Source organism: Paracoccus gahaiensis, from assembly GCF_005048225.1.
Taxonomy (GTDB): domain Bacteria; phylum Pseudomonadota; class Alphaproteobacteria; order Rhodobacterales; family Rhodobacteraceae; genus Paracoccus; species Paracoccus gahaiensis.
Map to the genome: position 1 here is coordinate 18,729 of NZ_SUNI01000013.1, position 13,655 is coordinate 32,383.

General features: G+C 68.2%; 13 protein-coding genes. 4 read left to right on the forward strand and 9 right to left on the reverse strand.

What is annotated here, in order from left to right:
• The first annotated feature begins 1 nt into the window (after position 1).
• The 4 genes from FA743_RS13140 to FA743_RS13155 are packed head-to-tail and all read left to right on the forward strand — an operon-like array spanning position 2 to position 3,649.
• Positions 2–1,009 carry a DctP family TRAP transporter solute-binding subunit gene (locus FA743_RS13140; RefSeq protein WP_136886561.1) on the forward strand — a complete coding sequence of 336 codons (1,008 nt, stop codon included), beginning with the start codon at positions 2–4 and terminating at the stop codon, positions 1,007–1,009.
• Positions 1,010–1,057: 48 nt separating this feature from the next.
• Positions 1,058–1,537: a TRAP transporter small permease gene (locus tag FA743_RS13145; RefSeq protein ID WP_136886562.1), complete on the forward strand. Its 480-nt coding sequence runs from the start codon at positions 1,058–1,060 to the stop codon at positions 1,535–1,537.
• A 7-nt stretch (positions 1,538–1,544) separates the two neighbouring features.
• Positions 1,545–2,864: a TRAP transporter large permease gene (locus tag FA743_RS13150; RefSeq protein ID WP_136886563.1), complete on the forward strand. Its 1,320-nt coding sequence runs from the start codon at positions 1,545–1,547 to the stop codon at positions 2,862–2,864.
• Positions 2,865–2,890: 26 nt separating this feature from the next.
• A complete protein-coding gene (locus FA743_RS13155) occupies positions 2,891–3,649 on the forward strand; it encodes an SDR family NAD(P)-dependent oxidoreductase (protein WP_136886564.1) in 759 nt (252 codons plus the stop codon).
• Positions 3,650–3,717: 68 nt separating this feature from the next.
• Here the strand turns inward: FA743_RS13155 and FA743_RS13160 are convergent, their stop codons facing one another.
• The 9 genes from FA743_RS13160 to pstC all read right to left on the reverse strand — a co-directional run bounded on the left by FA743_RS13160 (position 3,718) and on the right by pstC (position 13,646).
• Complete coding sequence (locus FA743_RS13160) at positions 3,718–4,722, reverse strand: SDR family oxidoreductase (RefSeq protein ID WP_136886565.1); 1,005 nt, start codon at positions 4,720–4,722, stop codon at positions 3,718–3,720.
• A gap of 150 nt (positions 4,723–4,872) precedes the next feature.
• Complete coding sequence (locus tag FA743_RS13165; protein WP_136886566.1) at positions 4,873–5,391, reverse strand: isoprenylcysteine carboxyl methyltransferase family protein; 519 nt, start codon at positions 5,389–5,391, stop codon at positions 4,873–4,875.
• Position 5,392: 1 nt separating this feature from the next.
• Positions 5,393–6,451 (reverse strand): type III polyketide synthase, encoded by a 1,059-nt coding sequence (locus tag FA743_RS13170; RefSeq protein WP_136886567.1) that lies wholly within the window; start codon positions 6,449–6,451, stop codon positions 5,393–5,395.
• A gap of 622 nt (positions 6,452–7,073) precedes the next feature.
• Complete coding sequence (locus tag FA743_RS13175; RefSeq protein WP_246054957.1) at positions 7,074–8,534, reverse strand: methyl-accepting chemotaxis protein; 1,461 nt, start codon at positions 8,532–8,534, stop codon at positions 7,074–7,076.
• 167 nt (positions 8,535–8,701) lie between these two features.
• A complete protein-coding gene (phoB, locus tag FA743_RS13180; RefSeq protein ID WP_136886569.1) occupies positions 8,702–9,391 on the reverse strand; it encodes a phosphate regulon transcriptional regulator PhoB in 690 nt (229 codons plus the stop codon).
• A 3-nt stretch (positions 9,392–9,394) separates the two neighbouring features.
• Positions 9,395–10,114, reverse strand: coding sequence for a phosphate signaling complex protein PhoU (gene phoU, locus FA743_RS13185; RefSeq protein ID WP_136886570.1), 720 nt, complete (start codon positions 10,112–10,114; stop codon positions 9,395–9,397).
• 35 nt (positions 10,115–10,149) lie between these two features.
• Complete coding sequence (gene pstB, locus FA743_RS13190) at positions 10,150–10,947, reverse strand: phosphate ABC transporter ATP-binding protein PstB (RefSeq protein ID WP_136886571.1); 798 nt, start codon at positions 10,945–10,947, stop codon at positions 10,150–10,152.
• Positions 10,948–10,971: 24 nt separating this feature from the next.
• Positions 10,972–12,267, reverse strand: a complete 1,296-nt coding sequence (gene pstA / locus FA743_RS13195) for a phosphate ABC transporter permease PstA (RefSeq protein ID WP_136886572.1) — start codon at positions 12,265–12,267, stop codon at positions 10,972–10,974.
• 8 nt (positions 12,268–12,275) lie between these two features.
• Positions 12,276–13,646 (reverse strand): phosphate ABC transporter permease subunit PstC, encoded by a 1,371-nt coding sequence (gene pstC / locus FA743_RS13200; RefSeq protein ID WP_136886573.1) that lies wholly within the window; start codon positions 13,644–13,646, stop codon positions 12,276–12,278.
• Between the last annotated feature and the right edge of the window lie 9 nt (positions 13,647–13,655).

Consider the following 13,655-nt stretch of genomic DNA (forward strand, 5'->3'; position numbering starts at 1 on the left):
GATGCAACGGACGGGATGGGGACGGCTGGCGCTGGCCACGGCACTGGTGTCAAGCCTGGGCGCGGGGGCGGCCCTGGCCGAGACGCTGCGCCTGTCGCACAACACGGGCGACGGCACGACCTGGCACCAGGGGGCCGAGCGTTTCGGCGAACTGCTGGCCGAGCGGACCGAGGGCGAGATGGCGCTGCGGGTCTTCCCCAACGCCCAGCTGGCGGGCGGCGACCAGATGCGGCAGGCCGACATGGTGGGCCGGGGCGCACTGGATTTCGTGATGACCTCGGCCATCAACGTGACGCCGCTGGTGCAGGAGATGGCGGTGTTCTCGCTGCCCTACCTGTACGAGAACTATGCGCAGGTCGATGCGACCACCGCCGATGGCGGCCCGGCCGAGGCGCTGCGCGACATCCTGCGCGAGAAGGGCATCGAGGTCCTGGCCTGGGGCGAGAACGGCTTTCGCGAGGTCACGAACAACACCCGCCCGATCCGTTCGCCCGAGGACATGCGCGGGCTGAACATGCGCGTCGCGGGGCCGATGTATATCGACGTGATGAACGCGCTTGGCGCGAACCCCCAGCAGATGCAGTGGACCGAGACGATGACCGCCCTGCAGCAGGGCGTGGTCGACGGGCAGGAAAACCCCATCGGCGCGGTGATCATCCCCCAGCAAGTCTACGAGGTGCAGTCGCACCTGACCGCTTGGCACTATTCCTACGATCCGATCTTCCTGGGCATGTCCAAGGAGAAGTTCGACGCCTATGACGCCGACACGCAGGCGATGCTGCGCGAGGTCGCGGCCGAGGCGATGGACTATCAGCGCCAGATCACCCGCGAGGGCACCGAGACCGGCATCGCCTTCCTGCGCGAGAAGGGGATGGAGGTCTACGAGCCCACCCCCGAGGAGCTGGAGGCCTTCCGCACCGCCACCCAACCCGCCTTCGACCAATGGGCCGAGCGGGTCGGCCCCGATCTGGTCGCCTCGTTCCGCGAGGCCATCGCCGAGGCCGACTGAGGCCGTTGCCGGGGGGCAGCCCTGCCCCCCCTATCCCCCGAGGTGCCCATGCTCGCCTTTCTGTCGCGCGAGGCCGAAAGGCTGATCTGCGCCGTCCTGTTCCTGGGCATGACCCTGCTGGGCTTTGCCAATGTGGTCGTGCGCTATGCCACCAACTATTCGCTGGCCTCCAGCGAAGAGCTGCTGACCAACGGCTTCCTGCTGCTGACCGTCTTCGGGGCAGCCATCGCGGCGCGGCAGGGGCAGCATCTGGCGGTGACGGCGGTGGTGACGATGCTGCCGCGCGGGCTGGCCCGGGCGGTCGTGCTGCTGTCGGTCCTGCTGTCGGTGGGGCTGCTGCTGGGCTCCAGCTGGCTGGCATGGCAGTCGCTGACCACGCTCTATGACAACGGGCTGACCTCCTATGCCCTGGGCATTCCGGCCTGGTATTACCAGGCGGCGGTGCCCTTCGCCTTCCTGCTGATCGCCTGGCGCTTCGTGCAGCACACGGTCGAGGAATTCCGTCTGGCGGGGTCGGATCATGCCTGAGATTTGCATGCCTGAGATGGGTGCGGGCACGCAGATGATCGTGCTGTTCTTCCTGCTGCTGGCGATCCGGGTGCCGGTGGCCTTCTCGCTTGGGCTGTCGGCGCTGTACGCGATGTGGCGGATGGGGTTCGGGCTGGATCTGGCGGGCGATCTGATCACCGCCGGCGTCGCGCGCTATTCGCTGCTGGCGATCCCGTTCTTCATCCTGGCGGGCGCGCTGATGGGCTCGACCGGGATCGCGGAACGTATGATCCGCTTCTTCCGCGTCCTCGTCGGCGGGCTGCCGGGCGGGATGGGCGTCGTGGGCACGGTGGTCTGCCTCTTCTGGGGGGCGGTCAGCGGGTCGGGACCGGCTTCGGTCGCGGCCATCGGGCCGATGATTATCCGGGGCATGGAGGAGGATGGCTACGCCCGCGCCCATGCCGCAGGTCTGGTCTGCGCGGGGGCGGCGCTGTCCATCGTCATTCCGCCCTCCATCGGGCTGGTGCTGTTCGGGGTGATCGCCGAGGTGTCGATCTCGCAGCTGTTCATCGCGGCAATCCTGCCGGGGCTGTTCATGGGGCTGACCATGCTGGCGGTGCTGCCCTTCATCGCCCCCAAGGGCGCGGGCGCGGGGCCGGCGCTGGCCGGGATGATCCCCGACCCTTACGCGGGCCTGCCCTATGGCGCGCGGCTGTGGCGCAGCTTTCGTGACAGCTTCTGGGGGCTGATGACCCCGCTGGTCATCCTGGGCGGCATCTATTCCGGCATCTTCACCCCGACCGAGGCCGCGCTGGTCGCCACGGTGTATGCGCTGCTGGTGGGCGGGCTGGTCTATCGCAGCCTGACCTTGCGCGCGCTTTATGACACGCTGGCGGAGGCGGCAGGATCCTCGGCGACGGTGATGCTGATCGTGGCCTATGCGGGGCTGTTCGGATGGGTCATCACGGTCGAGGATCTGGTCAGCACCTATTCCGGCGGCCTGCTGGGCATCAGCGAGAACCCGTGGGTGATCCTGCTGGTCATCATGCTGATCCTGCTGATCGCGGGCATGTTCATGGATGCCATCACGGTGATGTTCATCACCCTGCCCATCGTGCTGCCGGTCATGCACGAGCTGGGCTGGGATCCGGTCTGGTTCGGCGTTTTGGTGATGATCAACCTGGCCATCGGCCTGATCACGCCGCCGGTCGGCGTCAACCTGTTCGTGGCCGCCAACGTGGCGCATCTGTCGATCGAGCGCGTGGCGAGGGGCGCCCTGCCCTTCCTGATCGCCGCGCTGGTGGGCCTGGCGGTCGTGGCCGCCCTGCCCGGCCTGTCGCTGTGGCTGGTCCATTGGCTGAGCTAGACCCCCGTTGGGGCGAAGGAGACGACATGACCCAGAAGACCGCCCTCATCACCGGCGCCGCGCGCGGCATCGGCCTGGCCACCGCGCGGCTGCTGTCCGAGCGCGGCTGGCGCGTCGTGCTGGCCGATATCGACGGGGATGAGCTGTCCCGCGTCGTGGGCGATTTTGCGGATGCCAGGGCCATCACCTGCGATGTGTCTGACCCGGATCAGGTCGCGGCGATGGTCGAGGAAGCGGTGGCCTGGTCGGGGCGGCTCGACGCGCTGGTCAACAATGCGGGCATCGCCGATTTCCGGCCCATGGCCGAGACGGACCTGACGATCTGGCGCCGCATCATGTCGGTCAATCTGGACGGGGTGTTCCTGTGCTCGCAGGCGGCGATCCCGCATCTGGCCCGCGCGGGCGGGGCGATCGTGAACGTGGCCTCGATCTCGGGGCTGCGGGCCAGCACCTTGCGGGTGGCCTATGGGACCTCGAAGGCGGCGGTGATCCATCTGACGCGCCAGCAGGCGGCAGAACTGGGCCAGCAGGGCATCCGCGCCAATTGCGTGGCCCCCGGGCCGGTCGACACCAAGCTGGCACTGGCCGTCCACAGCCCCGCGATCCGCGCGGCCTATCACGACGCGATCCCCCTGAACCGCTATGGTCGCGAGGATGAGATCGCCCAAGCCATCGCCTTCCTGTGCAGCGACCAAGCCTCCTACATCACCGGCCAGGTGCTGGCCGCCGATGGCGGGTTCGAGGCGACGGGTGTCGGCCTGCCGGCCCTGCGCGCAGGGAACTGATCTAACGCCTAAGGCGGTTCGGGACCGGCAAGATCCTTCGATCCTGCCGGTCCCACGGGCGGGATCCATTACCCGCCGGTCGCCTCGAAGACTTGGCCGGTCGAATAGCTGGATTCGCCGCTGGCCAGCAGAACGTAGAGGGGCGCGATCTCGACCGGCTGGCCGGGGCGCCCGATCGACGTGGTCGCGCCGAATTCCGGGATCGCTTCGGGCGGCTGGCCGCCCACCACCTGCAGCGGTGTCCAGAACGGACCCGGCGCCACCGCATTGACGCGGATGCCGCGCGATGCCAGCTGCTTGGCCAGGATCTTGGCAAAGATCACGTTCGCCGCCTTGGTCTGGGCATAGTCGAACAGGTTCTCGGGCGGCTGATCGGCCACGACCGAGCTGGTGATGATGATCGAGGCGCCCGCCTCCAGATGCGGCAGCGCGGCCCGGGTGATCCAGAACGGCGCGTAGACATTCGTCTTCATCGTCTGGTCGAAGGTCTCGTCCGAGATCTCGTTGATCGACGGGGCCGATTGCTGGAAGCCGGCATTATTGACCAGCACGTCCAGCCCGCCAAAGGCCTCGACGGTGCGGTCGATCAGCTCCTGACAGAAGGCCGGATCGGTGATGTCGCCGGGGATGGCGACGGCGCGGCCGCCGGCCTCCTCGATCAGGGCGATGACCTCCTGCGCATCCGGCTCTTCGTCGGGCAGGTAGTTGATCGCCACATCCGCGCCTTCGCGGGCAAAGGCGATGGCCGCGGCGCGACCGATGCCGCTGTCACCCCCAGTGATCAGCGTGCGGCGGCCCTGAAGGCGGTTCGAGCCGCGATAGCTCTCTTCGCCATGATCGGGCAGCGGGTCCATCTGGCCCGCCAGCCCCGGCCAGTCCTGCTGTTGCTCGGGGAAGGGAGGCTGGGGATAGGCGTCCTGCGGATTGCGCATCTGCGTCAGGGGCGCGGCCGCGCCGCCGGTCTCGGCCTGCTGCGCCTGCGCGGCGCCGGCCAGCCCGATGGCCGCCACGCCGCCGGCCATCCCGCCGAACACCTTGCGGCGGTCGGGATTCTGGGGAATGTCGTCAGTCATAATCTGTCTGTCCTTTCCGTGAGGACGGCACTTGGCCCTGCCCGGTGGCAGGGAGGTCCCAAGACCGCCACGGCACAGGCCCCCTGCTGCGGGCACCCGTGCGCCCCGCTAGAACAGGTCGAAGCGGGAAATGTTCCCCTCTGGGCGGCTTCATGTCCGGTTCGGCCCAGGCCCGCGCAGCGAGGCCAGCGCCCGCGCCTCGGCCCGGATGCGGACCCACAGGACCAACCCGTTCAGCACGGTGAACAATACCGCGACCGGCCAGAGGCCCAGCACCATCGGCGCCACGGCGATCTCGGCCACCACCACGACGTAATTCGGATGCGACAGCCAGCGATAGGGGCCGCGCATCACCAGGGGCTCGTTCAGGACGATGATCCGCGTCGTCCAGCGCGGCCCCAGGCTGGCGATCACCCAGACCCGGCAGACCTGCAGCAGCACGAAGACCGCCAGCCAGCCGAAGTGGACCGGCGCGGACCAGCCCCAGAGGCAGATCGCCGCCAGCCATGCGACATGCAGGGACACGATCAGCGGGTAATGCCCCGCGCCATGTTCCACCGCGCCCCGCGCCAGCAGCCGGACGGTGTTGCGCCGCGCCAGGATCAGCTCGGCCCCGCGCTGGATCAGCAGGAAGGCGATGAAGGCCAGGGCTACGCTGTTTCCGCCCATCTCACTGCACCGTGATCGGAAGGAGGGACAGGGTGAAGCCCGGCCCCAGGGCCAGGGCCATCAGCTCGCCCCGCTGGCCCGAGCGCAGCACGGCCTCCAGCACGAACAGCACGGTCGGGGCGGACATGTTGCCATTGTCCATCAGCACCTGCCGTTCGACATCCAGCGCGCCGTCGTCCAGCCCAAGCGTCGTCTCCAGCGCCGTGATGACCTTGGCGCCGCCCGGATGGCAGACATAGCGGTCGACCACCCGATCCGGCGCCAAAGCGTCCATCGTGCGGCGCAGCTCGGCCTCGGCAAAGGTGGGAATCGAGCGGTCGAAGACGACGCCCAGCCCGGTTTCCTCGACCGTCCAGCCCATGATGCCAAGCGTGTCGGGCCACATGTGCTGGCGACCCGGGCCCAGTTCCGGGCGGCCCTCGTCGCCCTCGACCCCGGCCCGCAGCACGACCGCCGCCGCACCGTCGCCGAAGAGCGCGGTGGCGATGATGTCGGCCTTGGTCAGGCGGTCCAGCCGGAAGAGGACGGTGCAGGTCTCGACCGCCACCAGCAGCACGACGGCGCCGGGCCGGGCCACGGCCAGATCGCGGGCGACCGACAGGCCCGAGACGCCCCCCGCGCAGCCCAGACCGAAGACCGGGACCCGCATCACATCGGGACGAAAGCCCATCTCGCGGGCGGCTCGCGCCTCCAGCGTGGGGGTGACGATGCCGGTCGAGGACACGGTCACCACGATATCGACCTCGGCCGCCTGCAAACCGGCCCGGTCCAGCGCCGTCGCGGCCGCGTCGCGGAACAGCGTCGTGGCGCCGGTCGCGAAGGCCGCCGTGCGATCGACCCAGCCATGCGGGTCGCGGAACCAGTCGAGCGGCACGACCGAATGCCGGGTGCGGATGCCGGCATTCAGGAAGGCCGGAGCCAAGCGCTCGAACTGGGCAAAGCGCGATTGCAGCAGGTCGCGGGATTCGCGCAGGATGTCGTCCTGCGCCAGAAGATGGTCGGGAACGGCCGAGGCGATGGACAGGATCCGGGGCGGGTGGGCATGGGCATGTGCGATCATCGGTCGACTGTCACCTGCGGTTGCGGGCGCCGCTCGGATTCGGGCGGGCGCCTGAGGAGCCTCCGCCGCAGGATCGCGACGGATGCGTGACCAACGCGCCCGCAGCCCGGACGGTGCCACCCTGTCTTGATCCATGTTTTACCCCGGGAGGTGGGGATTGGGAGACCAGTCCCCTGCCCTGCGACAAAGCGCAGCGGTCCCGCAGGCTGGTCGGGCGCCCTCAGAACCGGAGAGACGCGAAAGGCCGCTTGGCATGATCGGTGCTGGCGGGCCGGGGCCGCAGCAGCGCGCAGGGAAGGCCTCCACGCGGGGCTGAGGGAATGGCGGGTCGCCGGACCGGGCTTGGTACAAACGAAGGGCTGCCGGGTGCTGCGAAGGGACCTGCAGCGACGCGACCCCGACAGGGGCCTTGTGTCATCGCGGACATCTTGGCGCGGCGGATCGCGGGACGCGGCGTCCTGCGCAAGAGGCCGACCGGGATCGCCCCGGGGACCCGGGCAGCACAGTCACCGACCCGGCCACGCGGGCAAGCCCTGCGGGATGCCGGACCAGAGGACGCGACGACCCGGCCGGGCCTCGGGAAAAACCGCCGCCGGCCGGCGATCCGATGCGGGACCGCCGCTCAGACCGCCCGGCGCCAGCCTGGCGACGCGGCGGCGTCGCCGGTCAGCGTGAAGCGGCTGACCAGCCCTGCCAGGGCCTGCGCCTCGGTGTTCAGAAGGGCGCTGGTCGCGCTGGCCTCCTCGACCATGGCGGCGTTCTTCTGGGTGACCTCGTCCAGATAGCTGACGGCGCTGTTGATCTCGGTGATGCTCAGCGCCTGACGCTGCGCGGTTGCGGACATCTCGGTAACGATCGTCTCGATGTCCTGAAAGACCGAGACGATCCGGGCGAGGGTCGTGTCGGTCTCGGTCACCAGCTTGACGCCTTGGGCCGTCTGTTCGACGCTGCGGTCGATCAGTTGCCGGATGGTGCGGACCGCATCCGCCGAACGCTGCGCCAGGGCCCGGACCTCGGCCGCGACCACGGCAAAGCCGCGACCGGCCTCTCCGGCGCGGGCGGCCTCGACCCCGGCATTCAGGGCCAGCAGGCTGGTCTGGAAGGCGATCTCGCTGATGACGCCGATGATCTGGCCCATCTCGCTGGCACTGGCCGAGACCTCGGCCATGGCGGCGCGGGTCTGGTCCATGACCCGGCTGCCCTGGGTCGCCACCTGCCGTGCATGTCCGGCCATCTCTTCGGCGGCACGGCTGCGCGCGGCCGATTCGCGGACCGAGGCGGTCATCTCGTTCAGGGCCGCGGCGGTCTGTTCCAGGCTGGCGGCCTGCTGTTCGGTGCGCCGGGCCATGTCGTTGGAGGCGTCCGAGATCCGGCCCGTGCCGGTGCTGATCAGCTGCGCCGAACGGCGCACCGAGCCCATGAGCCCGTCCAGGCTGCCCACCGTCTCGTTGAAGCGGGTGCGTTCGGACAGGGTCGCCTCGAGCCGGGTCGTCAGGTCGCCCTCGGCGATCTGCCCTAGGGCGCCCGAGAGCAGGTCGAAGGACCGGTGCTGGGCATCCTCGACCTCGCGCCGTCGCCCGTCGATCTGTTCCAGATAGGTCGAGATCGACAGGTCGATGTCCAGCAGCGCCGCGCGCATGACCGCCGACAGGTCCGCCGCCAGATGCCCGCGGGCCGATCCGGTCAGGACCCGGCGATCGGTGACCAGATCGCGGATGATATGGTCCAGGACCAGCCCGTAGCCGCCGATATACCAGCGCGGCTCCAGCCCGATCCGGGCATGGACGGCGCCGATGCGGCGGACCGCAAGGGCATAGTCGTCGCCGAATTCGGCCGTGACGATCCGGGCCCAGTGCTGCTGCTGGCTGGACCGGGCTTTCAGGCGGTGGGGTTCGCTGCCGAAATGCCGGTTGAGGTCGGGCATCCGGGCGATGATCTGGTAGAATTCTTCCAAGGCAGAGGCGACGCTGGATTGCACGCGCGGTGCCATCATCCGCAGGCGGCCCTGATCCCCGGCATCCAGTTTCAGGAACTTCAGCCGCTCCTCGAGATGGACGGAGGATGCACCCTTCGAGTTGGTCACGATCGAATCCCTTTGCATGAGTCAGGCCGGTGGCGCCCTGTCTAGCAAAGGGAAGTTAAGAATCTCTCAAGCGGCCCGGGGCCTTGTCGGCCATGGCAGGGTGCATCCGCCGAAACGCAAAAGGGGCCCCTTCTGCAAGGCGGCCCCGTCGGTCAGGCCTGTCCGGGTCACCCCAGGGCATATCCCACGCCGCGGACGGTGCGCAGGGGATCCTCGCCGCCGTTCTTCATCAGCGCCTTGCGCAGGCGGCCGACATGCACGTCGATGGTGCGCGTGTCGACATAGATGTCGCGGCCCCAAACCCGGTCCAGCAACTGCTCGCGCGTCCAGACGCGGCCCGGCTTTTCCATCAGCGTGGACAGAAGCCGGAACTCGGTCGGGCCCAGATGCAGGGTCTGGCCGGCGCGAAAGACGCGATGCTCGGCGGCGTCCAGGATGATGTCGGCAAACGACAGGCGTTCGCCCATCGTCGCGGGGCGGGTGCGGCGCAGCTGGGTGCGCAGCCGGGCCAGCAGTTCCACCACCGAATAGGGTTTGACGACGTAATCATCGGCCCCGGTTTCCAGCCCCCGCACGCGGTCGACCTCTTCGCTGCGCGCCGACAGCATGATGATGGGGATGTTGCGGGTCGAGGGATCGGCCTTGACCTGACGGCAGACCTCGATCCCCGAGACCTTGGGCAGCATCCAGTCCAGCACGATCAGGTCGGGCTGTTCCTCGGCCACCAGCAGCAGCGCATCCTCGCCATTGTCGGCCATCACCACGTCGAAGCCCTCGGCCTCGAGGTTGTAATGCAGAACCTCGCGCTGCGCGCCCTCGTCCTCGACGACCAGAACGCAGGGAGCCTGACGCGCCATCGATCACATCCCTCCGGCAGGGGCGGTCACCGGCACGCTGTTGCTTTTGGGGCGGGCCTCATCCGGCAGCTCTCCGGTGACCAGATAGATGACCTGCTCGGCGATCGAGGTGGCATGGTCGCCCATGCGCTCCACGTTCTTGGCGATGAAATGGAGGTGCATGCAGGGGGTGATGTTGCGCGGGTCCTCCATCATGTGGGTCAGGAACTCGCGGAACAGCGCGTTGTACATCTGGTCCACCTCCAGGTCGCGCTGGCGCACGTCATGGGCCAGTTCGGCGTCGCGGCGGATATAGCTGTCCAGCGCGTCCTGCAGCATCTTGTTCACGGCCTGGCTCATCCGGCGCAGGGCGATGCCCGCACCCTCGATCTGCGGCATCTGGGCCAGGACCTCGGTGCGCTTGGCCATGTTCTTGGCATAGTCGCCGACCCGCTCCAGCGAGGCCGAGATCTTGATCACCGCCAGCACCATGCGCAGGTCGGTCGCGGTGGGTGCGCGCAGGGCGATCAGGCGCGCGGCATCCTCGTTGATCTGGACCTCCATCAGGTCGATGGCCTTGTCCCGACGGCGCACGTCGTCGGCCAGATCCTCGTCGCGCGTGTCGAGGGCAGAGGAGGCGTCCGTGATCGCGGCCTCGACCATGCCGCCCATCTTGACCACCATCGCCTGGATCGTCTCCAGGTCGCGGTCGAAGGCCGAAGAGATATGCTTGTCGCGGTTCATCGTGAAGTCCTTTCAGAACCCTGCAGGGCGTGACGTCAGCCGATCCGGCCCGAGATATAGGCTTCGGTCCGGCTGTCCTGCGGCCGGGTGAAGATGTCGTCGGTGTCCCCGTATTCGACCAGGTTGCCCAGGTGGAAGAAGGCGGTCTTCTGGCTGACCCGGGCGGCCTGCTGCATCGAGTGCGTCACGATCACCACCGAGAACTGGCTGCGCAGCTGTTCGATCAGCTCCTCGACCTGGCTGGTGGCGATGGGATCCAGCGCCGAGCAGGGCTCGTCCATCAGCAGCACCTCGGGCGCGGTGGCCACGGCGCGGGCGATGCACAGGCGCTGCTGCTGTCCGCCCGACAGGCCGGTGCCCGATTCCTGCAGGCGGTCCTTGACCTCGGTCCACAGGGCGGCGCCGCGCAGGGCGGTCTCGACGATCTCGTCCATCTCGGCCTTGTTGCGGGCCAGACCGTGGATCTTGGGGCCATAGGCCACATTGTCGTAGATCGACTTGGGGAAGGGGTTGGGCTTCTGAAACACCATGCCGACCTTGGCGCGCAGCTGCACCGGATCGACGCCGCGATCATAGATGTTGCTGCCGTCCATCATGATCTCGCCCTCGACGCGGGCGCTGTCGATGGTGTCGTTCATGCGGTTGATGCAGCGCAGGAAGGTCGATTTCCCGCAGCCCGAGGGGCCGATGAAGGCCGTCACGGTCTTGTCCTGGATCTCGACGTTCAGATCCTTGATGGCCTGTTTCGTGCCATAGAAGACCTGCACGTTGCGGGCCGAGATCTTGGTGTGCAGCTGATCCACGTTCATCTCCGGTCGGGTCGTGTCATACATGAGTGTTGCTCCTGAGGGGCCGGATTACCAGCGACGCTCGAACTTGTTGCGCAGGAAGATGGCGATGGCGTTCATCAGCACCAGAAAGCCCAGAAGCACGAGGATCGCCGCCGAGGTGCGGGCCACGAAGCCGCGCTCCGGGCTGTCGGCCCAGATGAAGATCTGCGTGGGCAGCGCGGTCGAGGCGTCGAAGGGCGATCCGGGGGCCGCGGTGACGAAGGCGTTCATGCCGATCAGCAGCAGCGGCGCGGTCTCGCCCAGGGCCTGGGCCAGGCCGATGATCGTGCCGGTCAGGATGCCGGGCATGGCCAGCGGCAGGACATGGCCGAAGACCACCTGCTGCTTGGAGGCGCCGACCCCCATCGCCGCCTCGCGGATCGAGGGCGGCACCGCCTTCAGCGCCGCGCGGGTGGCGATGATGATCGTGGGCAGGGTCATCAGCGCCAGCACCAGACCGCCCACGAAGGGTGCCGAGCGCTGCATGCCGAACCAGTTCAGGAACACCGCCAGACCCAGCAGGCCGAAGACGACCGAGGGCACTGCGGCGAGGTTGTTGATGTTCACCTCGATCACGTCGCTGATCTTGTTCTTGGGCGCGAATTCCTCGAGATAGATCGCCGCGCCGATTCCCAGGGGGAACGAGATCACGAAGCAGACGAGCAATGCGTAGAAGGACCCGATGATGGCGCCCCGCAGGCCCGCCAGTTCCGGAAAGCGGCTGTCGGCATTGGTGAGCAGGGCCCAGTTCGCCGGCAGGGTGATGCGGCCCTCGGCCTCCAGCTGGCGGAAGGCGCGGATCTCCTCGTCGCTCAGGCGGCGGGTGGCTTCGGCGCTGCCCTCGTCGACATTGCCCTTGTTCAGCTGGTCATAGGTGTCCGAGGTCGGCACGCGGATCTCGACCGTCTGGCCGATCAGCTCGGGATCGGCCACCACCCGGTCGCGCAGCACGAATTGCGCGGCGTTGGACAGGATGCCCGACAGGGCGCGCATCTGGTCGGGGGCGGCATCGGGGAAGGTCGCCTGCATCGCCTCGCCGATCACGCCGCGATAATTGCCGGCTGCCGGGTCGGCCGCATCCACCATTTCGGCCGAGATCGGCACGTCCAGCGTCACATGGGTCTGGCGGAAGGCCTGCGCCCCGCCCGAGATCAGCGTCCACAGCAGGATGCCCAGCATCAGGAAGGCCAGCGACAGGGCGGCAAGGCCCAGGAGCTTGAGGCCCGTCTCCTTGCGGTGGCGCTTGGCCAGCCGGCCCTTGAACGCCTCGGAGGCCCATTGCTGCCCGCCGGATTTGGTGCCGTCATTCGGAAAATCGGTCATCTGGCGCCTCAATCGTACTGTTCGCGGTACTTGCGCACGATGCGCAGCGCGAGGATGTTGATGAACAGGGTGACGATGAACAGCATCAGACCCAGGGCAAAGGCCGCCAGCGTCTTGGGGCTGTCAAAGGCCGTGTCGCCGATCAGCAGCGTCACGATCTGCACGGTGATGGTGGTCACGCTGTCCAGCGGGTTGATGTTCATGGTCGCGATCAGGCCGGCGGCCATCACCACGATCATCGTCTCGCCGATGGCGCGGCTGACGGCCAGCAGGACGCCGCCCATGATGCCGGGGATGGCGGCGGGGAACAGCACGTTCAGCACCGTCTCGGACCGGGTGGCGCCAAGGGCGATGGCGCCGTCACGCAGGGATCGCGGCACCGCCGACAGCGCATCGTCCGCGAAGGACGAGATGAACGGGATCAGCATGATCCCCATGACCCCGCCCGCGGCCAGCGCGGTGTTGGGGGCCACCGGGATGCCCAGGGCCGCGCCCCAGGCCCGCAGTGCGGGCGCCACGGTCAGGATCGCGAAGAAGCCGTAGACCACGGTCGGGATGCCGGCCAGCAGTTCCAGGATCGGCTTGGCAACCGCACGAAAGCTGCGGCTGGCGAATTCGTTCAGATAGATCGCCGACATCAGGCCGACCGGGACCGCGATGAAGATCGCCACGAAGGTGATGACCAGCGTTCCCAGAAAGACCGGGATGACCCCGAAGGCGCCTTCGGCGGCGACCTGGTCGGCGCGGATCGGGATCTGCGGCTCCCAACGGGTGCCGAACAGGAAGTCGGTCAGCGGCACCATCTGGAAGAAGCGGACGGATTCGAAGACCAGCGAGAAGACGATGCCGATGGTCACGAAGACCGCGATCAGCGAGCAGGTGATCATCAGGCCCATGACGATCCGCTCGGCCGCCTGGCGGGCGCGGAAATCGGCGGCGACCTGACGGCGCGAGGTGTAGAGAAGGGCTGCCGACAGGGCGGCGACCACCAGAACCAGCAGCCAGCCGGACGCGGCGTGCAGGCTGTTCATGCGCTCGGCGGCCTCAAGCTTCCATGGTTCGGGCTCGCCGAAGATGCGGCCTCCGGCGATCGACTGGATCTCGGTCAGGATCAGCTGCGGATTGACGGCGTCGGTGACGACCCCGTCGGGCAGGCCGGACATGGTCAGCGCATTGATGGCCGAGCCCTGCAGCATGATCCACAGGACCGTGACGACGAAGGCCGGCACCAGCACCAGCAGCAGGGCGTAAAGCCCGTGGAACATGCCAAGCGAATGCAGGCGCTGTCCGCCGTCGCGCAGCGCAAGGGCCGCCCGTCGGTTCATCACGTATCCTGCCAGCGACGCGCTGAGCAGCAGTGCAAAGGCCAGACCTGTCATGGCACCCTC